Here is a 24,126-nt window from a genome sequence, read left to right on the forward strand (position 1 = left end):
AAGAGATTGTTGAAAAAAATGAATGTACAAAATCGCTATGACCTAATTCGTAATAAAAACAATCTACTAATATTCCTACTGCCATCTACCTTTCACCTCTAATCCATTTTAAAAATTATTTCTGCTACATCATTTGTTCTTTCATTTATTTTTTGTTTAATGTCTCTTAAATCATCCCTTGAGACATTTTGACCCCTAACATCAATAATAACAGATTGCTTTGTTTGTTCAGGTAAATCACTTATCCGCTTATTTATTTGCTTTGACACATTTCTTATTAAGTTACTTCTACCAGAAGATGTAGTCACTTTATAATTCTTAACTTCTATGCTATGACCATCGATATAAAAATCTGGTCTTGAACTATTTTTAGTGCCATGACTTACTTCATTACCTTCCTTATATGATACTTGGTCACGATATCCAGGATATTCTTTTCCTACATCAATTTCAGACTGTCTCCAAGATGGTCTAGTTTTACCCGTACCCTTAGGAATATCTAAAAATGTACTTTTTGAAAGGATGGTAGTTTATTCAACCACCACCCAAATTGATTAGCTTACTTTCGTTTCAGGCATTTCAGGTAGGAAATAAGCTGTTTTATTTCTCATCATACCATAGACAATTCTGACTAATCTTCTCATAATGCAAAGAAGGGCTTGTGACTTAGACTTTCCTTCATTTAGCTTACGATTATAATAATCGTAAAACACAGGATTACGAGGGATTTTACTACCTTTACATACTTGGACTTGTTGGACAGCTAGGTTGTAAAAGATGTCATATAGTTTTCGATTACCTTGTTTTGTTTTCTTCATCGTTTCCTTACCGCCCGAACCCATCTTAATAGGGGCAATTCCTGCATATCTTGCGAGTTTATCAGATTTTGTGAACCGATGGATGTCACCAATCTCTGCAATTAATGCAGAGGAAGTAACCGTATCAATACCTGGCATAGTTTCAAGCTGCATACCTAGCTTTTGAATGGTTACCTTTAACTCTTTATCCATCTTCTTAATCTCCTGTTTGGTATAGCTGATATTTCTAACCATGCTTTGAATGATAAAATCTCTAGATGTCTGATATTCTCTTTTTACTTCACCATCAGCTTGAACAAGTGATAATATCTGTTCTGCTTTTCTAGTTGAACAAGCGTTGTTACTCGCTTCTAGTAAGAATGCTCGTAAGCCTTCCATTGTTGCCCCCTTCAAATGAGAAGGCGAAGGATAGCTTTCCCAAAAGGCTAAAGCGGTTTTCCCATCTACTTCTGAAAAGAAATCCTTGTAGCTTGGATAATGATAGTTTAATTGCATATGCAGTTGGTTTTTCAAGGCTGTTTGTGCTTTCACTAAAGCATTTCTTCTTCCGACAAGTTGAGAAATTATCCAATGAATATCCGATGGTGTAGCGTCAGGTAAATAAGGTAATTTACGAATTAAAACATCTGCCACACATTGAGCGTCCCAATTATCATTCTTTACTGTCATGGCATAGCTATTTCGTTCTGCATTAGATAAAGAGGAATTAACGAATTTTACAATGTACCCTTGTTCAATCAGATACAACGCTAAGTCTCGTCCATAACCGCCCACATCTTCTAATCCAAATACAGGGGTCAAGCCTTCTGTAAGATACTTATTCACATATTCTAGTAAGCTAGGAAAGGCAGTTGGTTTGTTTTGAATGGTCTTTTCTCCTAACTTCTCAAACCAGCAATCCACTATCACCGCTGTATGTTGGAACTTGTGTAAATCTAATCCTATATAAATATGCTTATCTCTTTTCATCAGAAAACTTCACCCCTATATTAGAATGGAACGATTAAAGCAAGACAGAGAATGTCGGCAACCTTAGGTCGAGCGTTAGTCTCTAGGGACTCGCAAGGGTACGAAAGCCTATCCATTATCTATCTGTTAACCGTTATAAAATGGCTTGATGTTTGCCATCTGCTGTTATTTCACCATAGCGATATAAACCACTATAAAACTCTTTTCTATCCAAAATTCGCTTGACCTGAACTTTGTAAACAACTTTCCTTGTTTCGTTCGATGACCTTCCTCATTCAGTTGTTCCGCTAGTTGAGTTAATGACCATGAAGGATACTGCTCCTTTAAGTCAAACACTCGTTGTACGGTTTTTGCTTGCCTATCATCTATGACAAGGCTTTTCTTACCTTTTTCCACTTTATAGCCTAATGCAACATTTCCACCTGCATAGCCACCCTGTTGGGCTTTCTTGTTTCTCCCTCTCCCTAACTTCAAAGAGATTTCTAATCGTTGATATTGGTCTAATAACTCCATTAAGCCATTGATTAAAAAGTCGCTAGGGTCTTTCTTATGGATACTGTATTGGGGTTGTTCAATACTCCGAATGTCTACTCCATACTTTTTAAATTCTCGATGAATTAACACTTTCACAATGTCTGACCGCCATAAACGGCTTGTATTCAGTGTGACAACATAATCCACCTCATGGTGAGCGAGATACTCCAGCATCTCCTGAAAGCCTAATCTGTCCACTTCTAACGCTTCTTCATCCACTTTAGCCCCACTGATACCTTCGTCCTTAAACAAGCGTAAAAGCGTGTATCCATGAGTCTGACAGTAAGTCTTGATTTCATCTTCTTGATAAGCAAGACTGTATCCATCTCTTGCTTGTCCTTGTGTAGATACTCGAATATATCCGATAACTTTCATGGTATTTTCCCCCTCCGTTACGCTAATCCTAATTAGCGTAACGCTTAGACGCTATATTTATCATAAATTCATTGTATGCGGCTTTAGCGATACAATCAATCCCTTTACCGATACAAATTTGTGATGTATCGTAAAAGGTAACATGAATAAGAGGAGGGGAAGTACCATGCCTATTACAATCAAGCTAAAGGAAATCCTTAAAGAACGTGACCTTTCACAACGTGAATTGGCACGAATGACAGGGCTGCGACCAAATACAATCAGCCATTTGTGTTCAGACAACGTAGACAGGGTTTATTTATCAACATTAGAAACGGTATGCAAAGTGTTAGACATCGACATTCAGGAGTTAATCGAGGTGGAGTAGTCCTCACTCTAGTAATCGTTCTATGTACGTCAAAGTTGCAAAAATTTTAAAAGGCAGGGAGAAAGCGAAGGTAAAGTATTTGAGAATATAGATGGTGGTAACTGATGATTTTGTGATTACCTTTAAGATTTAGAATACATTAAATAGGTTATATGTTTTATAGGTGTTGTACGTCTAAAGAATTTGTTAATACATCATAGAGGGCATACAGAGTTTACTCATATTCTCTGCATAAAATATGAACCATTCGTCACTGGGTAGCCCCACCAACCAAAAAGAAAACCTTGAAAGCATATTGCCATTCAAGGTTTCAAGTTCTATGAAGCTAAAAAAGGAAACAAAACAAATCGATTACTAAGTAATTTTTTGTACTATCCCTTGATGTCAAAAATAAACTTGATATTATCTTACAACATCACCTGCAAATATCTCTCCATTAGTTGGGTTTAACGAGAACCTTCTACCGTAAAAGTCAGACACAAAAACATCAGTACCATTCACCATCAGGTTTTCAAATGGCAACTGGTTTTTTACAGGGAAAACATCAGCAACATTCTGAATACGCCACTTTATTTCCCCATTTTTATTAATTCCAAATACATTATTCAGGTAGCTAGTGTTGTTAGGTATTTCAAGTAAAACGATTAAACTGTCATTTACTTCTACTACATAGCGTATATCGTGTTCAAAAACTATTTTATTATTTTCTACTACTAGCTCGTTATCATATTGGTTAAACTTTATCGACAATTTATTCACTCCTTCACGGTAAAGGTCTTGGATTTGTAAAATTACCAACACGCTGTCCCATTAAATCAAATTGTTGTCCACCACCTTCAAAACCGAAGAGTGGATTTACAGTTCCTGTCCGTATTCTTGTTCCTGCATCTAATTCAACGTTTGCTACAAACTTTGGGGTTGTGGGCAATGCGAATTTATCTTGTATTTGCGACGGTGTTAGTCCCTTAATATCATCAGCTTTCATAAACCAACCACCATACATACCGGAATTTTCCCCGTCGTATACTCGAACAAAGGTACTTTTTTCTGTTAACTGGATTTCTTGAGTAAGTGTACCCGTCTTATAGGGAGGTTCACTGTACCCCATTTCTTCCTTCCACCATTTATTTACATCTTCTGCAGGCTTTTCAGAGATTTTATTATATTTAGGATTATCTATACCCTTATCATCATTCCTACTATTATTCCCATTCCCCCTAGCCTCAGCATCAATCCTGTTAAACTGAACATGATTATGATCATCCAATTTCCGATACAACCCTTGTGAATAGATCACGTTTACTGGCAAAGGTGACGTTTGGAATTGATTCAGTCCAAGTCTTGCAGCCATTTCCCTTATTGTATCTAAACGCCTATCCACTTGGTTTTGAACATTTTTTAACTGTGACTGAATGTTTCCAATTGTCGTACTTGAGGTGATTGCCGGAGTTGGAGCTTGGTTTTGTCCATTTGAATTCCTTGTGGAGTTAGCGAGACGACCAACTGACCCGAGCTTGGATGCTCCTTTATCTCCAAGGCTGAAAGGCCAATTAATCCAATCGCATAGCCCATCCACTCGCCTCTCGTATAGCTCGTTCCATGAATGACATCTTCCATAAAGGAATCTACCAACATCTGGCCTATTTCTAGCAGAATGACCGGCTCTTGGACAACCTGCTGAATAAATTCAACCTGAGCTTTTATTGTACCGATTGGATCTGTGACCAGTTCCCATAGGCCTAAGACCATATCTAAACCTGCAAATTTAATAGACAGGGAAAGCAAAGGTATAGTATTTGAGAATATAGATGGCGGTAACTGATGTTTTATAGGTGTTGTACGTACTTTATAATTGTTAAAGCATTATACTGGCTTACAAGTGTTATCATCTCGCCTGTTTATCGTACTTTTCATTCTATTCAAGTGTTATAACATAATGCCTTGATGGTACAACCATGATGAGCTCTTGATTCTCAAAACAAATAATTATTGTATGTCCACTAAATAATCCTTACTTAGCTAATACACCTTTATATAATTACCTTTAGCATTATGAGCTTTGTTATTCTGTTTAGTTTGTGGTCTTGTAGTATTAAAAGTACCCCAGCCAAATAATATGCCATTTTGCCATACTCTTTCTGGTTCAGTTTCCATAATTTGTCCCACTCTAAAATCCTTATTATCAGTCTTTTTATTCACTAGCATTATGTTCCTGTATCGTTACCACCTTTAGCATTACGAGCTTGGTCATTCTCGTGTGCAAATATAAATCGAGTAGTAAGTGTGGTCACTTTATGTCTTTGTTACTGCAACCAATCTCGTATGTCTGCATACTATCATAATTATTTTATTCAAATATGATTATTACATAAGCCAATAATAAACCTTGAAAGGCAAAAGCCAATCAAGGTTCAAAAAACAGATTCTATTTACTTACAAATAATATAAATTCGCCTACAGAGGCTTCGAACCTTTTAGGATTTCTCTCCTTAATTTCTTTTACTAGTTGCAAAACAATTTTCTTTATTTTAACATCAGCCGTTGAAATCACTTTCGAGTATATTTTGCAAGAAGATTCATGATTAAGTATTCTTTTATGAAGGGTTTTAGCCCATTCTTTTGCATGGGGTAACATATAAGGTAGTGATTCTGCCAATTCTTTTAAGGATTGCTCTGAACCAAAAATGTTATCATATGACTCAATTGCATGAATTAACCCAAACATTATCTCATCATTTTCAGTTGCATCATGAAACCCCAAACATAAATTTCTTAAATGATTCAAGTCTTTCAAATCCAGAACACTTGAAATAGCTTGTTCAAATGCTGAAATCTCTTCTTCATTTCTAAGCAATCGGTTATCTATTAATGTTTGAGTTAGATTATTAATGTCCAATATTAAAACTCCTTTCATTTTTTATCGAAGTATTGTGGATACATTGTTTTATTCAATTACTTCCTGAAGACTGCTTCTAATCTCTGGTGTATACAATCCATCTTTTTGATAGATTCTTCTTGCATCCCATATATCTCGTGCTAAAGCATCTCTTGGATTCAAATTTAAATATTCCAGAAGTTTTTCTCCTGTTAATCCATATGTTTCTGTCTCGCGATGCCTTCCCCCTTTGCCCGGATGTGGATGCTCCATGTTCATACTTATCCCATCATCTTTATGAACCTCTGCATTGGTTTCCATATATTTTTTAGAAGGCATGTGATGTGGTGTCATATTATCACCACGTGTACCTGCATCTATTAATTCCTCATAAGTTCCAACTTTCCCTTCTCCAGTAAGTAAGGTTTTACCCGTACCCTATGTTGTAATCTTAAAAGCTAAAAATAAAAAAATCAGCCATTTTACCACCCTATTAAACTACTTCTTTTTCTTGTACTATCGGCAATTTATAGGCTGTTTTATGTTTCATCATGCCATAAACAATGTTCACAAGCCTTCTCATTATGCACACCAATGCTTGTCCCTTTGTTTTGCCTTCTTTTAGTTTCTATAGGTAGTAAGCATAAAACACTGGGTTACGTGGCAGTTTACTTCCTTTTGCTACTTGCACTTGTTGGACTGCCAAGTTGTAAAATAAAGCGTGTAGCGCCCGATTTCCCTGTTTGCTTTTTTGTTCCTTGCCTTTCCCACCAGAGCCAAAGTAAACAGGCGCAATCCCCGCAAATCGTGCTAATTTGTTGGCATTAGGAAAACGTCTTACATCACCTATCTCCGCAATTAATGCCGAAGCTGTCACAAGGTCAATTCCTGGCATGGAGTTTAGTTGAAAGTCTAGTAAACTCATTAACTGTTTTAATTCGCCTTCCACATAGTTCATTTCCTTCTTTTTAAACGAAATGTCTCGAACTATGCTTCTTACTAGAAAATCTCGTGTTTCTTGGTGTTCTTTCTGTGTATGTCCATCCTCTTTCACTAGCTTCAATATCATTTGCTTTTTTCACTGAACATGTATTGTTACTGGCTTCTAATAAAAAAGTGGTCAATTTCTTCACATTTACACCGTCTAAACTTGAAGGTGACGGGTATTGTTTCCAAAATGCCAATGCCGTTTTCCCATCTACTTCTGAGAAAAACTTTTTATAGCTCGGGTAATGATGGCTCAATTGAATGTGCAGTTGGTTCTTTAAATCACCTCTAGCTTTCACCAATGCGTTTCTTCTAGTGACCAATTGTTGTATCGACCAAAATAAATCATGTGGTTTAGCGTCAGGCAATTGGCTAAGTTGTCTTACCAATATTCTAGCCACACATTCCGCATCCCAGCTATCACTTTTTTGTACGGTCACATGGCTTTTTCGTTCAGCATAAGAAAGAGCTGGGTTAACCTCTTTTACAACTTGTCCATGGTCCGTTAGATATTGTGCCAGTGCTCTACCGTAACCACCCACATCTTCTAAACCGAATACAGGTGTCAATCCATCATCTATAAGTTTATCAATGTCCAATAAAAAAGTTGAGAAGGCAGACGGTTTATTTTCAAACTTTATCTCACCTAGTTTCTCTTGCCAACAATTAATAATCACTGCCAAATGGTGTTGTTTATGCAAGTCTACACCCACATAAATATGTTTCTGCTTTTTATGCATGGCTCATCCTCCTATTCAATTGTCAATTATTGAATGAAAATGCCGACAACCTTAGTTCGAGCGTTCACCTATCGGTGCGCATTGGTACGAAAGCCTATCCATTTTCATCGCTACATAGTAACTTATAAGAAAATACGAGCTTTTTTTAAGTTAGTTTGTTAAATTATTGCTTGATGTTTGCCATTGGCTTGTATTTGTCCGTATGTGTAAATCCCTTGATAAAACTTTCTCGGTCTAATATTCGCTTCACTTGTACTTTCGTAAATGCTTTCCCTTGGGTTGTTTCATAACCTTCATCACTTAATGCTTCTGCCAACTTAGACAGTGACCATTTTTTATGTAGCTGTTTAAGTTCAAACAATCGTTTCACTACTTCTGCATGTCCGTTATGTATTCTTAGTTCTTTTTCACCTTGTTGTTTCATGTAACCAAATGTTGCCCTTCCGCCTGCATATCCACCTTCCTTCGCTTTCTTATTTCTACCTTTCGTTAGTTTTAGGGATATTTCAAGCCGTTGATATTGGTCTAATAACTCCATTAAGCCATTGACCAAAAAATCGTTTGGGTCTTTTTTGTGAATGCTGTAAAATGGCTTCAATGCTTTTAATATCACAGCCGTATTTCTTTAGTTCTCGTTGAATCAGTAGCTTGACAATATCTGACCCATAATCGACTTGTATTGAGCACCACCACATTATCAATTTGGACAGAAGAAAGGTGAGCCAACATCTCCTGTAAGCCCACCCTGTCTATTTCGAATGCTTCTTCATTTAGTTTTGCGCCACTAATTCCTTCGTCTCTAAAATATGTATCAACTTCAATCCATGCTCTTTACAATATGCTTTAATTTCATCTTCTTGATATTTCAAACTATATCCATCTCTTGCTTGCCCTTGAGTGGAGACTCGTATATACCCAACAACGTTCAACTTTTCACCCTCCCGTTACATAAATTGTAATTTTCGTAACGTTTTTTAACGAATAGCGAGTATTATACGACCCTCTCTTGTAAAAATACAACCCAAAAATAATGAGCCAAGCTATAAAATAACTCTCTTTCACAATACCCATTGGTTATCGCCACGAGCTTTGTCATTGTCGTTAGTTTGTTAGCCAATCCATGTCATAACTACCCCTACCATATAAAATGTCATCTCGCCTAATTATCGTACTTTTCTTACTATCCAAGTATTAAAACGATACTCCATGATGGTACTACCATCATGAGCTTTTGATTCTCAAACAAATCACATTCTTATTGTAACACTCAAAAATTTTCACTTTTTATTCTTCACTATCTTTATGTATCCGTATCGTTACCACCTTTAGCATTACGAGCTTTGTCATTGTCTTTAGTTTGTGGGTTTTGCAGTATCATAAGTCTTCCTGCCACTTAAAATGTCATCTCGACTGTTTATCGTACTTCTCACAAAATCCAAATATATAAATCAATACTCCATGATGGTACTACCTTCATGAGTTATGAATTTCATAAGCATTTTTTTGTTTATCTAAAAGAATAATATTTCTCACCAAAAAGCACTTGTTGCTTATTAAACAATCAAGTGCTTTATAATTAGCTGTATAAGGTTCTTCATTGTTAATACTTCTTTTTATTCTTCAGTGTCCTCATATAAATTATCTAAGAATTCATCAATACTGTTTGCTAAAAAATACATGTTACTCATATCATCAGGGTCTTCCGGTTCTTGTTCATGATCCCAAAAATAAATCTTGTCGTAATAAGGTTCCTTTGTCCCTAAACATATAACATTTCCTGAAGGGTCATCTCCTATTGGAATAAATCCTACCGGTAACCTCTCATCCATTATCTCAATAAAATCTGTCAAATTATCATACATATCGCCAATACCATAAAAAACATTCAAAACACTTGGTCCTTGCTCATTAGATATCATAAATAAATTCGGTATCACTTTTCCCCCGTTCCATTTCAGTAAAAAATTAACATACTTTTCAGTTAGTTTAATGTTATTTTCATTTTCAAATATTTCTATTTGTTCTAACGAAAGATTATCATGTGAACCATAAATTTTCGCCATATATATCCTCCTAACTAATTTCCGTTAACGATACTTACTCCACCTGCATGAGTAAATTCTCTATGAACCTTTTTATCAACAAGAATCATTGTTTTTCCATCTTGATGATGATGCCAAGTATAACCTTCAGGAGCTTCATTTAAAGAAGCAACTGGTGGGGCAGAATCTTTGTTCAATCCCGCCTTTTTATTTGCGTTTTTATTATCCAATGGACGATTGGTTGGACTTGCAATTTCAATTTCTACCGGCTTAACAGTTGGATGTGCATATTCAGTGAAGTCTGGATAACCATTAGGATACCTTACAGTCTGCCCCTTCTTATTTGTATATACCCAAGTACCATCTTCATCAATTTTCACTGTACCACCTTTCTTTGTCCATTTATCCGGTGCAGGAGAATATGATGGTTTAGTGGCAAGTTGTTCTTTTGTAAATTGGACTTTTAGATTACTTTTATCCGTACCCTTGTCATCATTCCTACTATTATTCCCATTCCCTCTAGCCTCAGCATCAATCCTGTTAAACTGAACATGATTATGATCATCCAATTTCCGATACAACCCTTGTGAATAGATCACGTTTACTGGCAAAGGTGACGTTTGGAATTGATTCAGTCCAAGTCTTGCAGCCACTTCCCTTATTGTATCTAAACGCCTATCCACTTGGTTTTGAACATTTTTTAACTGTGACTGAATGTTTCCAATTGTCGTACTTGAGGTGATTGCCGGAGTTGGAGCTTGGTTTTGTCCATTTGAATTCCTTGTGGAGTTAGCGAGACGACCAACTGACCCGAGCTTGGATGCTCCTTTATCTCCAAGGGCTGAAAGGCCAATTAGTCCAATCGCATAGCCCATCCACTCGCCTCTCGTATAGCTCGTTCCATGAATGACATCTTCCATAAAGGAATCTACCAACATCTGGCCTATTTCTAGCAGAATGACCGGCTCTTGGACAACCTGCTGAATAAATTCAACCTGAGCTTTTATTGTACCGATTGGATCTGTGGCAAATTCCCATAGGCCTAAGACCATATCTAAACCTGCTCTCCCTATACCCATACCAGTTCCTGCAAGGAAGTCATAGATCGGCTTCTTTAATCGGTACTCTCGTAAGATCATTTCTTCAATTATCCCAATGTTCGTTTCAATTCTATTGATGCTTTTAATCTAGGTATATCATCTAAATGCTTAACATTACCCGTAACCTATGATGTCTAAACATGAAAATTTAACAGATAGGGGGAAAGCAAAGGTATAGTATTGGAGAATATGGATGGTGGTAGCTGATGATTTTGTGACTACTTTTAAGAGGTAGAATACATTAAATAGGTTATCCGTTTTATAGGTATTGTACGTACTATATAATTCGTAAGAACATAATATAGGGCTTACAAGAGTTACTCATATTCTCTGAATAAAGAATGAACTATTCGTCACTGGATAGCCCCCAATAAAAAAGAAACCTTTGAAAGGCATATAGCCAATCAAGGTTTTTCAAATATATACTTCTAGCTTAACTAAGTCTAATAAAAAATCACCAAAGTCATTAGCAATTATTTCATATGTTTGACTCTCTAAGTCAACTCCAGGTACAAAAGATACTACTTTTGGTTCTCCATTATCATCAAGTTGATTATAGTCTAAACAAAATATTTCGTCACTCCCAGTATCATATATAACTAGCAGATTATTAGGTAGATTAATTTCTCTTCGTTCTGTTAAAGTGTACCATATAGCGTCTGGAACTGATGAATTTTCAAAATCAGCATTAATAATTCCGTATATTTCTTGTGCTCCGAAATTACCTGGACTGTCAACACAAAACTAGACAATATTTTTAAGGTGTCTTGATTTATAAGCAACTGGTCTTTGATAACCCAGTGTACTGTGGATTCGGTGATGATTAAACCAGTGAACATAGTCACTTAATTCTTGATTTAATTCTTCTAAACTCTCGTAGTGTTTGCCTTTGACAAATTCAGTTTTGATGGCCTTAAACGTTGCCTCTGCGACCGCATTGTCATATGGACACCCTTTCACACTTAACGAACGTTGAATAGAGAACGTTTCTAATGCTTCCTCAATTAATTGGTTTTTAAATTCACTTCCACGATCAGTGTGAAACATCTGTATCCTGTTTAAATCATGTTTAATCGAAGCTAATGCTCGGCATACGAGGTGCGCATCCTTGTTTTTCCCTGTACTATAACCTATTAACTCACGATTGAAGAGATCAATAAATAAGCATATGTAGTGCCATTTTTTATCGACTCTTACATAGGTTAGGTCGTTGACAACGACAGCTAATTCTTCGTCCTGTGCGAAATGACGATTGAGTTCATTTTTATGATCAGTTTCATTTGGTTTTGAAGGATGTGGTTTGAATTGAGCGACTGTGTAGACAGAGACAAGCCCTTGCGTATTCATGATCTTTCCAATTCGTCGTCTGGACACAACGTGTCCACTCTTTTTTAGTTCTTGTTTAATCCTTCGAGTTCCATAGGTTTGACGACTTTCTTGAAAGATACGGGTGACTTCTTTCGTTAGCGGATCTTCTGTTGGTCGTATCTTGGCTTCATAATAGTACGTACTTCTTGGGAGTTGTAGGACGTCACACATTGCTGATACCGAGTATTTGTGTTTGTTACTTCGAATCACATCTACTTTCGTCCCATGATCAGCGCGGCTTGCTTTAAAATATCATTTTCCATTTCCAATTGCTTGTTTCTTTTACGAAGTTCTAATAGCTCTTTCTGTTCTGGGGTAAGGTTATCTTTTTCTTTGAAAGACCCCGAGTTTTGACTTTGCACTACCCACTTATCAAAAGTCGAAGGGGTTAAGTCATATTCACGAATAATATCTTTACGTAGTTTGCCACTTTGATGAAGCTGTACGATTTGCTTTTTGAATTCTTCACTGAATGTTCGGCGTTTTCTTTTGGTCATCATAGATTCTCCTCAATCGTATTAATTGTAGTCTACTTGACCTTAAAAATTCTGTCCAACTAAGTGTAGCCTATCCAGCTTTACAAGGCTTATCTCCACTCTGAAAATAATAAGTCGTTTATTCGGCACTAGGTTGTAGTAAATTAAAAAACCACCATAAAAGGTCTTTAGCCCTTTAAGGTGGTTTTAATTATATTCCTTTTAATACTTCATCTACAGAATTGCTAAACATATCTGGGTCTTCACTTTTTATATCCCTCAGTAAGTTTATTATTATCTCTTTTGAATTGTCATCTAGCTTAGATAGCATATTACCGTATACTCTTCTTACTTGTTCATGATTTAAAATTCTGTAATGTAAAACCTCCATCCATTCTCTTGCCCTATCAATAACACTTGGGACAGCTATAGCAATTAAATATAATCCATCTTCAATATTTTCTTTATAGAGGTGCTCTATACCATGTACTAATCCAAACATTACTTCATATTGTTCAGTATCATCGTCAAATCCCATACATAATTCGGTAATAACTGATTTATCCTCTAAACCAATGATATTACCTAATGCTTCTTCAAATGCGTCTATTTCTTCTTGAGATTGTAAAAGTCTATTTGTGTAGATTTTATTTAATTCTGATTTCACATCCATACACTCCACCCCACTTACTTATTAAATAATTCAGGATACAACTCTCTATTCTTTCTAATCGCATTTAATAGTCCTGCTCTTATTTCAGGCGTGTAGACACCTTGCTTCATATATATCCTTCTTGCATCCAATATATCATGAGTCAGGGCATCACGGTAACTTAGGTTTAAATATTCTTCTAATTTATTACCACTTAAACCATAAGTATATGTTTCTCTATGCCTACCACCTACTCCAGGATGGGGTTGTTCCATATTCATACTAACACCATCGCTTCTCTTTGCTCCTGCCTGTTTCATCTTAGCAGCAGAAGGCATATGATGTGGTGTAATGTTATCAAATGCTGTACCTTGTTTTGCAAGTTCCTTAAAAGTCCCTACTTTACCTTCTGTAGGTAATAAAGGATTATCTATACCCTTGTCATCATTCCTACTATTATTCCCATTCCCCCTAGCCTCAGCATCAATCCTGTTAAACTGAACATGATTATGATCATCCAATTTCCGATACAACCCTTGTGAATAGATCACGTTTACTGGCAAAGGTGACGTTTGGAATTGATTCAGTCCAAGTCTTGCAGCCATTTCCCTTATTGTTTCTAAACGCCTATCCACTTGGTTTTGAACATTTTTTAACTGTGACTGAATGTTTCCGAATGTCGTACTTGAGGTGATTGCCGGAGTTGGAGCTTGGTTTTGTCCATTTGAATTCCTTGTGGAGTTAGCGAGACGACCTGCTGACCCGAGCTTGGATGCTCCTTTATCTCCAAGGCTGAAAGGCCAATTAATCCAATCGCATAGCCCATCCACTCGCCTCTCGTATAGCTCGTTCCATGAATGACATCTTCCATAAAGGAATCTACCAACATCTGGCCTATTTCTAGCAGAATGACCGGCTCTTGGACAACCTGCTGAATAAATTCAACCTAAGCTTTTATTGTACCGATTGGATCTGTGACCAGTTCCCATAGGCCTAAGACCATATCTAAACCTGCTCTCCCTATACCCATACCAGTTCCTGCAAGGAAGTCATAGATCGGCTTCTTTAATTGGTACTCTCGTAAGATCATTTCTTCAATTATCCCAATGTTCGTTTCAATTCTATTGATGCGATTGTTTATAATTGGTATATTCCAGCCTTTGACCTTATCTAAGAGCCAGTTCCCTTGGTCGACTAAATGTGTCGTTGTTTTGAGCCACCAATTCTCATGAGCTGTTCCTTGTGATTTTATTGGATATCTATTAAGCTTCACATCAAAGTATGGCACATCCGTTAGCAGTCCTGCTCCGACAGCATTGAGCTGGTTGAGCGTTGCTCATGTGGACTCTGGCGATAGTGAAACAGCACACCAAGAAGTGGCAATCTAGTCAGTACTCGTTCTTCTATTCCTATCTTATAACCTTTTGCCTTTGATTGTACATACTTTTGTAGTCCAAGAGAGCTTAACGACGCTTGTGCTCCGTTTGTTCTTCCATTTTCTTTCTGCACTTGACCACTTTCAGCTTTCACATTCAAAAGAGTTGAAAAAGCTGGCGATAATTTGGCGTCTACGACAAACGATTGAATGGAAGAAAGATTAGATTGAAACCAATCGCTCGTTCGTGTTTTTCCTGTTTTTTTATCAACCTTTGTCAGAAGCGTTTCAATCTCTCTGATAGATTGATCGACAAGTGCTCGTTCTCTTTTCCCGCTTTTCGAGAACATTTCAAGCTGTCTCGTCAATTTCGATGATACGTTTAACGTTTCATTCAAATGATCCTTTACCGAAAAAGTAGGAGGTGCTGTTGCTCTTGTAATGTCTGAGACACTTTGAATCGTTCGCTCGATTTGCCTCATGACTTGATTAAGATCTGTATATGTATTCTCTATCTTGTTTTCTAGTTGATCAATATACAACCGTTCTACTTTCGCTTTTTCACTTGCATCGACATCAGCTCGAAACTCGCGGATATGCGTTTGTACATTTTTCTCTAACTGGATAAATAGCCCTTCAAATGCATCTAAAAGAGTTCCATGCAGCTCTTCGAAATACATATTCGCTGCATCAGCTGCTTCACCTTTAAAGCTCGTCATCTTACGAATAGTTCTTAAACTCGCTTGTATCTCATGAATTCCTTGTCGGAGTTGCCTAGTTTGTGTCGATTGCTCTTGTTGAAATGAGAGGACCTCCGCTAGGTTCACTTTCTCATTTGCCATTGATTTTCCCCCTGAGCAGAACAATGATTCTTCCATTATAAACCAGCCAATCACTGGATTAAATAGGAAATTCATCATGTCATACCCTTGGAAATCTCTACCATAATCCTAGTATTAATTTCTTAAACACTACAAATCAAAGATACTATCAAAAAATAAAACGTACCTAAGTGGATGTATTATTGAATGCACAGCCTTAACTGATAGATACTTCTAGATCAAATCCGAAAGAAGATAATGATTGTATGATTGTTCTTGCTTCCTCAGAACGATGTGTTAATGGTTCTCCTTTACATAGTGGTTCTCTATTATATAGTTTTCTTATTGTAATCGGATACCCGGACCCTTTTTTCTCCGAGACATTTATTTTAGATGGTTCATAAAGCAATGTATGGATAATTTCCGTTGCTTCTGTGGATTGAGAGGATTTCAGCATTGCTATGACGTCTGAATCTGTTAAACGGACAAACTCATTCTTTTCCGTACGATCAGAGCTTTCATTCCAATGACACCTTACTGCTTCCGCTAATAATCTGTCTACTGCTACCATAATCGGGGATAAAAAAGCTCATGGTCTTTTTGAATTAATTTTAAAAGATACAGCCCAGTAGCTTGATCAGTATCGATTCCTCTAGACGTACAACTCATTTTCGATAATATATTTTTAGGTATGTATTCTATCTCCCCAGCCAGATACGTATCTCTTAAAAAACTATCAAGATGATCAATTCCTACTATACTTTCTTTACCAGTAATCACAGATGGAGTATTAAGTAACTCTATTATTTCCAAATGGGATATTCCCGCTCTTTGTTAGATAGAGCTTATTTCTTCTTCATTTATGTATTCCTCTGTTAAACGGTGATGGTTAAAACCAAGAGTCTTTTCAACTGAATGAGAGAACGGTAAATGGCCAACATCATGAAGGATTGCGGCAGCTCTTAACAAAATCTCATCAGGAAAGAAAATCGATACCAACTTCCAAACTCCAATTGTATGTTCATATCTCGTATGAACAACTGGAGAGATCAGTGAACCCGCACCAAAATGAGCCAATTGCTTTAAACGTCTAACAGGTTTACTTTGAAAAAGTTCCATTTCCCACGGATGTGGTTCGACGAATGGATACAAAGGTTCATTTACTATCGTTTTATCCGTAAAATTCAACACGACTTCCCCCAATTACTAAACCTTAATTCAAAATAGTCGAGTTAGCTGTTCTATGAACATTAACTCGACTTATGTTACAATTATTCACTTTTATTGTAAAGGCATATCAGATAAGATATGTTTGCAAATGGTCTTTGATTTTTGTAGTATAAGGCTCCAATACTTGCAGTTTCATTGAAGAATAAACGGAGAAGGTCGGTATTCTGTGAAACCCACAGTATTCAAAGGTCTTATGAATAGGGAACAATACTTGATCTTCACTTAATCCTTCTAAAAAGTCGCTCTTTGTCCCGTTAAACGCTGATTCACTCGCTCCCCACGTAACAGATAACATGTATTTCTTATCGCACCATTTCCCTCCGCGACCAAACTCCTTTGCCTTTCCAAAAAATACATCCGGAATAAAAACATCATCGATATATTTCTTTAAAATACCAGGTACACTAAACCAATAAATTGGGGTCTGGATAATGACTACGTCAGCCCATCTAACTTCTCGATTTCTTCAGACACCTGATACCCTTTCGAAATCGTGGTTTGTACTATATTGAATGTTCCGTTTGCACAATCTTTTATACAATCTGATATCGTTTGATTTAATTGCCCCTTTGCTCTCTCGTAATAATCTTCGCCATTAATTATAAGCAAATTCTTCATCTCGTTCGTACCCCCTTATGCGTCCATTAATTATAGGGTACACGATTCTCTCATATCGTTACAGATGATTATTCCGATAGAAACAATCGTTTATTTCGATTAGAGGAGGCGTCAAAGTAAAGAAACCTTCCAATGTATGTAATCAGGTAGGTCTACCAATGAGTATCCAGACCTTACTTTCTCATTAGTTATTTGTATTCTTTTGGAGACTGTGCTAATTGAATGTCTATCTTGTATCTAAATATTTAATTCGGCAATTGAATAAAGTACTGCTCCCCCTGCCATTTTTACTCGTGTATCTTCAAGTTTACAATAAAGCGTTCCACCTCTACTTGATAATTGTCTTGCCACCATCTCTTTTTTTCCTAATCGATTTGCCCACAAAGGAATAAGGCTACAATGCAAAGACCCTGTTACTGGATCTTCGTTTACTTTTAGCTTAGGGAAAAACGCTCTGGAAACAAAATCGAATTCATTGCCTTTGGCTGTAACACAAACACCCAATCCTTCTGGTAGTGTTTCTAATTGGGCAAAGTCAGGACTCACGTTTCTCACTTCTTCCTCAGATTCTAGTATGAAAACAAGATCTCTATTTACGTAGGCTTCTTTTGGCACAATACCCAAAGCACTGATCATTTGATTCGTAATAGAAATTTCTTCTGAAGGAATAGAAGGGAAATCCAGTTCGTATAATTCATCATGTTTACTTACGGTTAACTCTCCACTAATAGTATGAAACGTAACGGTATCCAATTGCTTTTCATAGTAGTTTAGAATGATAAAGGCTGATGCTAACGTGGCGTGGCCACAGAGATTAATCTCTCCACCAGGTGTAAACCATCTTAGGCGATAAGAGTCTTCTTCTTTAACTGCAAAAGCTGTTTCCGATAGGTTATTTTCAATCGCTATTTTTTGCATAAGTTCATCTGAAATCCAATCATTCATAATACATACTCCTGCTGGGTTTCCTTCAAATACCTTTTCTGCAAAAGCATCGACTACAAAATATTTCATAACAGTTCCTCCTGTGCTACAGTTTCATAAATTTATGGTAGTGTACATCAGATTATGTAAATACTCAATCTAATTTAAAAATATAAATGTCCCCTTATTGTAGCAGTTACAAATACGCCCCTAGCTCTTAACATTAAAATTCAATTTGATTGTTACCACTAAATATTCTTATGTCTCTTTCACACAATAATTTTGTTCTTCAAGCAACTTACACTTTCGGATGATTATAAATATATAACCTCATCGACTTATCTCTAGAAAAAAAGAACAATGCTACTCTTCCATCATGGAAAAGCAACACCGTTTTCTTAGTCATAGTCGTATGCATAACATCCACGCCATATTGTTCACTATTTTTATCGTTGTGGCTAGATACGTATCTGTCTCAGGTGCACATCAGCCACCTCTAGTGGTGCCGTACTGCTGTAGCTAATTATCACGGTATCTTCTGCATCAAACCACGGTATCTCCCTTAACGCATATTACCGATAATAGAAGATCTTGAATCCTGCATTTTTCTCACCACATTTGTCAAAGTTTCAAAGGCTTCGTTTCGTTTAGTACTTAGTGACTGTAATCTTAACATTTCGAATTGATAATTACTCATTTCTTCATCTATTAGACCTTTTAACTCTGTCGCTAACACTATATCCCCATTCTCTTGAGCTTGGCGAAGTTGTTCATTTAAGTCTGACAAACGATCATTCCAATTTTGTACTTTCTCTATCTGGTCCTGTAATTGGTCTTCTAAAAGGGCTGCCCTTTGTGATTGAATTTCTGATAATGCTGTTGCTAGATCAATTGAGTTAAGGTTTAATTGTACTCCACTGACTCCCATACTTGTAGCTACAATTTGGCGTTCTTGCTCTTCTTTTTGCTTCAACTGTGCCTCCTTCTGAGCTACAACGGTTTCGTCTCCTTTTTCCTTGGCACTATCAATCTCTTCATCCAATTTTACAATCTCAGCAGATAAGGCTTCTAAAGCTACAAATGTCTGCTTTATTTCCTCTTGATGTTGCTGTTGTATTGCCTCTTCTTGAGCGATAAGATCTTCGTCTATCTCAACACTCTCCCCTGTCAGCTCCCTGTACTCTTCCTGCAATTCTTTCGTCGCTGCCACTATAGCAATGACCTCTCTATCTAATTCATCTTCAACCGTTGTTTCAGCAATACCTACCTTATTTGTCATATGCAAACCACAAGTGATGCTAGAAGGTAAATCGGAGGTGTTTACTTTTTTCATTTCCTCTTCTCCTTTAATAAATGTGATTTTTTAATTTTGAAATATTTGGTCTAATATTTAAACATTACCATAAATATAGTACTTAGTCATTATGAAAAAGGAATCGTGTTTTACTGCTGTGATGTTAATTTATGATTCAAAAAAGAATACCCATTTTAGACATTAACACATACCATAAATTAACATATAAAATAATGTTTTACATGGGAGGCAGTATTTATGATTAGACAGCAAGCAAGAATACCAAGGAACTGTCCACAAGGTTTTTTGGGTCGGTATACCGTAGTTCCGGGAGACACGTTCTATACCATTGCACAGATGTTCAGAGTAAGAATGGAAGCACTGGCAGTTAATAATCCCCATATTCCAAATCCTAATTTATTATTCCCCGGAGACATCCTCTGCGTTCCGGTTTAATCGCTTACCCCTGCTGTACAACTTTACAGCCCCGAGGGAGAGTGCCATTCGGGACAGGTGGCGTAGCTTTTGTGAATTTTGGTCCGAGAGGAGGTCAGGCTGTAAGCATTATGGTAACCTTACCGCAGCCTCAGGTTTTGGTAACTTTGACAGGTATACAGGTGAAATCGTCATTCTTGGGACTGGTAGCTTTACAAACCAGTTATTTGCTACTCCCGAAGATCCACCGACTTGGTCATCCCGAATAGAACTTCCTACCGCTGCATCTGTTACGCCAAACTCGCGTGTGTTAGTACGGCCTATTAATTCGTTGTCCGGCACTTCAGGTGCTCCTGTCTTAGAAGGTATTATTCTTGCTGGAGATTGTCAATAACTTCAATAAAAGAAAAAGGAGCTGTCCTTCGTCATGCATGACAAAGAGGCAGCTCCTTGCATTGGTCTTAAGGACCAAGGCTCACAGAGAGAATTGAATTAAGGATAGAAGCACGGGAAGCCTTCTCCAAAATTTTAGTCATTTCCTCCCGACTGATTTTCACTTCAGGATCGTAAAGCAGCTTCTCATTTTTTGATTAATTTCACTGTATAATTCTTTTCACCAGTTAGATACTAACTCTAGTGTTATTACTTAACACTAAACTCAATACGGAGGAAGGTACCTTGGATTCTCAAGCTAAATTACCGGGGATGTTACAGTAGCATTCTTCTTTAACAATATCATTTACAGATTTAATTCAAATGTTAAGGATTGAATATTCATGAAGGATTACCTGCACGCAAAGTACATTTCTTGCCTTTTTTAGTTAATACATCATACATATATATGGACTAAAAACTTTGCATTCCCTCGATATAGTAATAATTATATTTCATTCCAAATTAGTTAAAATATACTTTATGAGGTGATTTAATGGATAAAGGGGATTTTAAGCTCACGTCTGCTGAAATAGGTACTTTGTGGGGAGAATATGTTAATGGGACAGCAGTTGATATTATAAACAAGTACATGGTATCCATTATCGAAGATGAAAAAATAAGAACACTTTTTGAGGATGCGATTCGTACATTTGAAAAGCAAAAGAAACAAATATCTACTTTTATTGAAAACGAGGGATTTCCTGTACCAATTGGTTTTACTGATTCAGACCTTAATAAAGGAACAAAAAGATTGTTTTCGGATATTTTTTGTTTACACTATTTACACATTATGACGTTACATGGTTTATTGGGACACCAAACATCACTTAGCGCCTCTGTAAGAAAGGATTTAAGATATTTTTATGATTCGTGCAATAATGATGGAAAAAGAATGTATCATCAAACGATAGAATTACTGTTAGAAAAGGGACACTTTCAAAGAGACCCTTACTTTTACCCCGAATCAACTCCTGAATTTATTTCAGGTCAACAATTCTTAGATGGCTACTTTGGGGACAAACGACCTTTGGCTGCAACTGAAATTATAAGCCTTTCGTTTAATTTGAAAAAGAAGATATTGGAAAAAACTCTTTCAATTGCATTTAGTCAAGTTGCTCAATCTAAAGAAGTTAGGGAATTTTTGAAATCTTCACAGAAAACATCAGATAACCAAATTCAAGCACTTAGTAATATATTAAAGAAAGATAATTTACCTGTACCAATGTCTTGGGAATCCGAAATCACAACTTCTCAGGATTCTCCATTATCAGATAAGTTAATGCTGTATCATATTGGATTTCTAATGCAAACTGCACAAGCCTATCATGGAGTCGGACTTGCTTCCGCTATGCGAGCAGACCTTGTAGTCACATACGAAAAGACGATATTAAAAAACTTGATGGTCACAAAAGAATGGTTCAATATAATGACGCAGTATAAGTGGTTAGAGGAGCCTCCACTTTCTCCAAATAGAAAGAATCTTGCAAAAGACAAATAATAAATTAATTCACCTCTCGTTAATGGGAGGTGTATTATATTTAACCAAAGGTTTATTGAAATCCTGCGAATAAGCGAGCAATTATGAGTAGATATCCAATTTTAGTTAGAATATAGCTTTAATAGTTTTTGTAATGGCAAATGATTCGTTTTATTCATCTCAACAAAATATTTTAATTGCCATTTTTGTATTTCGATAGCCTGTTTGCTAGTTGGTTTGTCCCATCCAGGATAAACTCTAATTGCCATTTTTCCTTTTGTAGTGGCTGTTTTAAGGATATTTTGTTTTGCAAGAACGCCCTTTGGAAAAACGAATTGTCCAAAGTTATTACTAGTAAACGTATTGACAACCAATAAATCAGTAGCCTTTTCATACGAATAGGCTTGGTTTTTATGATTCCTATCTTTTTCCCAAAAAGCAACAAACTGTCCTATCTTAATAGGTGTTTTCTTTGCAACTCTAAATCTAACCGATTTAGAATTTAGCTGAAATATACCCGCCCCATAATCTGAATTTTGAGCTTCTTCTCGGATTGCATTTATAATGAAGTGATTTGGCTCATAGAAATTTTTATTTACATATGTTAACGCCTTATAAAATTCATTCATTACTTTTACCCCTTATTTTCAACTACATCCAATGCCTCTCAAATCTAGAGTTATCCTAATCTTAACACAATACCTAAATAAAGCGACTGAACTATCCTGCCATTTACTTCAATAAGAAATTTCAACCTGAAATGTTCACCCAAACTTGTTCCTTCTGCATTCTGTCTCTTATTAAATTAAAGTAATCTAAGCAAAAGTAAATATAATTAATACATCTGTATAAGTATACTTTACTTTTATTAAAAAAAAGTTTATAATTCGATTCAAGAGGTGATGGTCATGAAGAAAGATTTTGGTGATTCGATATCAAATAAGGTTTATGAATATCGTGTACTTGCCAGAATGTCTCAGCAAGAATTAGCAGAGAAAGTTGGAGTTTCCAAACAAACCATCTTCGTAATGGAAAAAGGAAATTATGTTCCGACTTTGCTGTTAGCTTTTCGAATTGCACAATTTTTTAATGTTGATGTAAACGACATATTTACTTATGTGAAAGGAAATGATCAAAATGGAAATTAAGCTTATCTCAAATATCTATGATGCAATTTTTCACTCTTTAAGGTCGTGGGCTGAACAATCTGCGGGAAATTGGAATATTCTCATCGGTAGCGGTTTTGTATTGCTTATCATCGGAGGGACTTTAGCATACGTATTTCATAAAAAAATGGGGAAAGCTGACGAAAGAACAATGCAAATATCTTTAAAAAGTTCCCTCATTATGTTATGTGTTATAGTTTTGTGCGACTTGATTTTTCCGAAAGAATATATGTGGCAAATTTTTTTCTTATTTAAATATTCTCTTGCATTCCTCGCTTCAGGAATTTATCTAGCTGTTCGATATAAAAGAGATTTTCTTTAACTTAAGAACTAAACAGGTAATTTCAATTATTTAGAAGTATAGTGGCTCAAGGGTGTACCTGACTAACTTTTTTGTAGAACTCATTTCATGGAGTCTTTTTCCAAAACAAAAAACACACTCACAAATATGGTTGCAACTATCTTTGTGAGTGTTTTCGGTCTCAAATAGATGAACTTAGTCGCTAATGTTTAGCATGAGCCATCCTACTAGTACCGTTTGTTCGCTATTCTTGATTATTTTATGTATAAATGTTATTTCTCTATATTTATTAAATGCCCCTTTTATTAAGGATAGGATAGCAATAAGAAATAATATTGGACTAATGACAAATACCCCAAAATGTGTAAACATCCTAAGTGTAAGATCTTTAAGGAAAAACTTGAAAAATAGGTAAATTAAATAGGTAGACTGCATATCTCTAACTCTTTCACGTTTTGTTTTATATCCAGAGCTTACAGTGTAAGATCTACTGGAACTACGAAAGTGATAATCATCTGGTATACTTTTGCCAATGTTTAAGTATTTGCTAAGTCCAGATGTCACAACACCCCAAGTACTGCCGAAAACTTTTTTATATAACCAGGTTGTTTGTATAAAGAAAGTAGCATGTGGGTAAAAGAATATACTAATTATAATTAATTTATATGAAAACAATAAAACCAAAATAAATTGAATGATATCCATTACTCCATAGTTACCAAACTCTATGAATCGTTTCACTGGATC

General features: G+C 36.2%; 30 protein-coding genes and 4 pseudogenes. 5 read left to right on the forward strand and 29 right to left on the reverse strand.

Translation table 11 applies throughout. The annotated features are described in order from the left end of the window. The 4 genes and pseudogenes from JCM19034_RS25090 to JCM19034_RS12825 all read right to left on the reverse strand — a co-directional run. Window positions 1-85: Imm70 family immunity protein (locus tag JCM19034_RS25090; RefSeq protein ID WP_370621991.1), on the reverse strand; the 85-nt coding region annotated here is incomplete at its 3' end. A 13-nt stretch (window positions 86-98) separates the two neighbouring features. Beyond that, window positions 99-308 (reverse strand): hypothetical protein, encoded by a 210-nt coding sequence (locus JCM19034_RS22305; protein ID WP_197276403.1) that lies wholly within the window; start codon window positions 306-308, stop codon window positions 99-101. Window positions 309-554: 246 nt separating this feature from the next. Continuing rightward, complete coding sequence (locus tag JCM19034_RS12820; RefSeq protein ID WP_370621993.1) at window positions 555-1,790, reverse strand: IS110 family transposase; 1,236 nt, start codon at window positions 1,788-1,790, stop codon at window positions 555-557. A 130-nt stretch (window positions 1,791-1,920) separates the two neighbouring features. Continuing rightward, a pseudogene (locus JCM19034_RS12825) lies at window positions 1,921-2,696 on the reverse strand (recombinase family protein). A 166-nt stretch (window positions 2,697-2,862) separates the two neighbouring features. On the opposite strand from JCM19034_RS12825, the gene JCM19034_RS12830 reads away from it, so the two are divergent. Continuing rightward, complete coding sequence (locus JCM19034_RS12830; RefSeq protein WP_026906918.1) at window positions 2,863-3,063, forward strand: helix-turn-helix transcriptional regulator; 201 nt, start codon at window positions 2,863-2,865, stop codon at window positions 3,061-3,063. A 402-nt stretch (window positions 3,064-3,465) separates the two neighbouring features. On the opposite strand, the gene JCM19034_RS12835 is transcribed toward JCM19034_RS12830, so the two are convergent. The 22 genes and pseudogenes from JCM19034_RS12835 to JCM19034_RS12940 all read right to left on the reverse strand — a co-directional run bounded on the left by JCM19034_RS12835 (window position 3,466) and on the right by JCM19034_RS12940 (window position 19,604). Next, a complete protein-coding gene (locus JCM19034_RS12835; RefSeq protein ID WP_062050311.1) occupies window positions 3,466-3,813 on the reverse strand; it encodes a hypothetical protein in 348 nt (115 codons plus the stop codon). Window positions 3,814-3,826: 13 nt separating this feature from the next. Further along, window positions 3,827-4,444, reverse strand: coding sequence for a hypothetical protein (locus tag JCM19034_RS12840; RefSeq protein WP_231686944.1), 618 nt, complete (start codon window positions 4,442-4,444; stop codon window positions 3,827-3,829). Window positions 4,445-4,461: 17 nt separating this feature from the next. Then, a complete protein-coding gene (locus JCM19034_RS12845; RefSeq protein ID WP_062050315.1) occupies window positions 4,462-4,812 on the reverse strand; it encodes a hypothetical protein in 351 nt (116 codons plus the stop codon). 676 nt (window positions 4,813-5,488) lie between these two features. After that, on the reverse strand, window positions 5,489-5,959 hold the full coding sequence (locus JCM19034_RS12855) for an Imm30 family immunity protein (protein ID WP_231686945.1): 471 nt from the start codon (window positions 5,957-5,959) through the stop codon (window positions 5,489-5,491). Between the two features lie 48 nt (window positions 5,960-6,007). Beyond that, window positions 6,008-6,292: a hypothetical protein gene (locus JCM19034_RS12860; RefSeq protein WP_197276409.1), complete on the reverse strand. Its 285-nt coding sequence runs from the start codon at window positions 6,290-6,292 to the stop codon at window positions 6,008-6,010. A 139-nt stretch (window positions 6,293-6,431) separates the two neighbouring features. Next, window positions 6,432-7,665: pseudogene (locus JCM19034_RS21080) on the reverse strand (IS110 family transposase). A 158-nt stretch (window positions 7,666-7,823) separates the two neighbouring features. After that, window positions 7,824-8,594 (reverse strand): annotated as a pseudogene (locus JCM19034_RS12875) (recombinase family protein). 684 nt (window positions 8,595-9,278) lie between these two features. Then, on the reverse strand, window positions 9,279-9,728 hold the full coding sequence (locus tag JCM19034_RS12880) for an SMI1/KNR4 family protein (protein ID WP_062050322.1): 450 nt from the start codon (window positions 9,726-9,728) through the stop codon (window positions 9,279-9,281). 14 nt (window positions 9,729-9,742) lie between these two features. Further along, complete coding sequence (locus JCM19034_RS12885) at window positions 9,743-10,846, reverse strand: HNH endonuclease (RefSeq protein ID WP_231686946.1); 1,104 nt, start codon at window positions 10,844-10,846, stop codon at window positions 9,743-9,745. A gap of 375 nt (window positions 10,847-11,221) precedes the next feature. After that, window positions 11,222-11,524, reverse strand: a pseudogene (locus JCM19034_RS21085) (SMI1/KNR4 family protein); the annotation flags it as partial. 27 nt (window positions 11,525-11,551) lie between these two features. After that, window positions 11,552-12,672 (reverse strand): IS3 family transposase gene (locus JCM19034_RS12890; protein ID WP_156323978.1). Its coding sequence is split into 2 segments (ribosomal slippage): window positions 11,552-12,423 and window positions 12,423-12,672, totalling 1,122 coding nucleotides; the frame shifts between segments, so codons are not numbered across the junction. A gap of 190 nt (window positions 12,673-12,862) precedes the next feature. After that, entirely contained in the window at window positions 12,863-13,324 is a 462-nt protein-coding gene (locus JCM19034_RS12900; protein WP_062050326.1) for an Imm30 family immunity protein, read from the reverse strand. A gap of 14 nt (window positions 13,325-13,338) precedes the next feature. Then, on the reverse strand, window positions 13,339-14,133 hold the full coding sequence (locus tag JCM19034_RS22310) for a hypothetical protein (protein WP_197276410.1): 795 nt from the start codon (window positions 14,131-14,133) through the stop codon (window positions 13,339-13,341). A 116-nt stretch (window positions 14,134-14,249) separates the two neighbouring features. After that, window positions 14,250-14,591, reverse strand: a complete 342-nt coding sequence (locus tag JCM19034_RS12910) for a hypothetical protein (protein WP_062050327.1) — start codon at window positions 14,589-14,591, stop codon at window positions 14,250-14,252. 5 nt (window positions 14,592-14,596) lie between these two features. Beyond that, window positions 14,597-15,598 carry a T7SS effector LXG polymorphic toxin gene (locus JCM19034_RS12915; protein WP_082394046.1) on the reverse strand — a complete coding sequence of 334 codons (1,002 nt, stop codon included), beginning with the start codon at window positions 15,596-15,598 and terminating at the stop codon, window positions 14,597-14,599. Between the two features lie 118 nt (window positions 15,599-15,716). Continuing rightward, entirely contained in the window at window positions 15,717-16,070 is a 354-nt protein-coding gene (locus tag JCM19034_RS23295; RefSeq protein WP_231686947.1) for a hypothetical protein, read from the reverse strand. Continuing rightward, window positions 16,064-16,312: a hypothetical protein gene (locus tag JCM19034_RS23300; RefSeq protein WP_231686948.1), complete on the reverse strand. Its 249-nt coding sequence runs from the start codon at window positions 16,310-16,312 to the stop codon at window positions 16,064-16,066. The genes JCM19034_RS23295 and JCM19034_RS23300 overlap by 7 nt, the downstream gene beginning before the upstream one ends. Before the next feature lie 21 nt (window positions 16,313-16,333). Next, entirely contained in the window at window positions 16,334-16,690 is a 357-nt protein-coding gene (locus JCM19034_RS23305; protein ID WP_231686949.1) for an HD domain-containing protein, read from the reverse strand. A gap of 106 nt (window positions 16,691-16,796) precedes the next feature. Further along, window positions 16,797-17,162 carry an NAD(P)H-dependent oxidoreductase gene (locus JCM19034_RS21090; RefSeq protein ID WP_082394048.1) on the reverse strand — a complete coding sequence of 122 codons (366 nt, stop codon included), beginning with the start codon at window positions 17,160-17,162 and terminating at the stop codon, window positions 16,797-16,799. A 2-nt stretch (window positions 17,163-17,164) separates the two neighbouring features. After that, on the reverse strand, window positions 17,165-17,347 hold the full coding sequence (locus JCM19034_RS12930; protein WP_062050332.1) for a hypothetical protein: 183 nt from the start codon (window positions 17,345-17,347) through the stop codon (window positions 17,165-17,167). A gap of 237 nt (window positions 17,348-17,584) precedes the next feature. Then, window positions 17,585-18,361 carry a PhzF family phenazine biosynthesis protein gene (locus tag JCM19034_RS12935; RefSeq protein WP_062050334.1) on the reverse strand — a complete coding sequence of 259 codons (777 nt, stop codon included), beginning with the start codon at window positions 18,359-18,361 and terminating at the stop codon, window positions 17,585-17,587. Window positions 18,362-18,833: 472 nt separating this feature from the next. Next, window positions 18,834-19,604 carry a hypothetical protein gene (locus JCM19034_RS12940; RefSeq protein WP_062050336.1) on the reverse strand — a complete coding sequence of 257 codons (771 nt, stop codon included), beginning with the start codon at window positions 19,602-19,604 and terminating at the stop codon, window positions 18,834-18,836. Between the two features lie 219 nt (window positions 19,605-19,823). On the opposite strand from JCM19034_RS12940, the gene JCM19034_RS25095 reads away from it, so the two are divergent. Beyond that, window positions 19,824-20,021, forward strand: coding sequence for a LysM peptidoglycan-binding domain-containing protein (locus tag JCM19034_RS25095; RefSeq protein WP_062050338.1), 198 nt, complete (start codon window positions 19,824-19,826; stop codon window positions 20,019-20,021). Between the two features lie 108 nt (window positions 20,022-20,129). On the opposite strand, the gene JCM19034_RS12950 is transcribed toward JCM19034_RS25095, so the two are convergent. Then, window positions 20,130-20,342, reverse strand: a complete 213-nt coding sequence (locus JCM19034_RS12950; RefSeq protein WP_062050340.1) for a hypothetical protein — start codon at window positions 20,340-20,342, stop codon at window positions 20,130-20,132. Window positions 20,343-20,928: 586 nt separating this feature from the next. On the opposite strand from JCM19034_RS12950, the gene JCM19034_RS12955 reads away from it, so the two are divergent. Further along, entirely contained in the window at window positions 20,929-21,933 is a 1,005-nt protein-coding gene (locus JCM19034_RS12955) for a DUF3231 family protein (protein ID WP_062050342.1), read from the forward strand. 101 nt (window positions 21,934-22,034) lie between these two features. On the opposite strand, the gene JCM19034_RS12960 is transcribed toward JCM19034_RS12955, so the two are convergent. Continuing rightward, the gene (locus JCM19034_RS12960; RefSeq protein ID WP_062050344.1) at window positions 22,035-22,541 is read right to left on the reverse strand and encodes a MepB family protein; all 507 of its coding nucleotides are present in this window, start codon (window positions 22,539-22,541) and stop codon (window positions 22,035-22,037) included. A gap of 279 nt (window positions 22,542-22,820) precedes the next feature. On the opposite strand from JCM19034_RS12960, the gene JCM19034_RS12965 reads away from it, so the two are divergent. Both JCM19034_RS12965 and JCM19034_RS12970 read left to right on the forward strand, forming a co-directional pair. Then, window positions 22,821-23,060 (forward strand): helix-turn-helix transcriptional regulator, encoded by a 240-nt coding sequence (locus JCM19034_RS12965; RefSeq protein WP_062050346.1) that lies wholly within the window; start codon window positions 22,821-22,823, stop codon window positions 23,058-23,060. Continuing rightward, window positions 23,050-23,400, forward strand: coding sequence for a hypothetical protein (locus tag JCM19034_RS12970; protein ID WP_062050348.1), 351 nt, complete (start codon window positions 23,050-23,052; stop codon window positions 23,398-23,400). Before JCM19034_RS12965 ends, JCM19034_RS12970 begins: the two co-directional genes overlap by 11 nt. Window positions 23,401-23,574: 174 nt before the next feature. On the opposite strand, the gene JCM19034_RS12975 is transcribed toward JCM19034_RS12970, so the two are convergent. Further along, window positions 23,575-24,120 carry a hypothetical protein gene (locus tag JCM19034_RS12975; RefSeq protein WP_197276405.1) on the reverse strand — a complete coding sequence of 182 codons (546 nt, stop codon included), beginning with the start codon at window positions 24,118-24,120 and terminating at the stop codon, window positions 23,575-23,577. Window positions 24,121-24,126 lie beyond the last annotated feature (6 nt).

Source organism: Bacillus sp. JCM 19034 (assembly GCF_001310635.1).
Classification (GTDB): domain Bacteria; phylum Bacillota; class Bacilli; order Bacillales; family Bacillaceae_D; genus Halalkalibacter.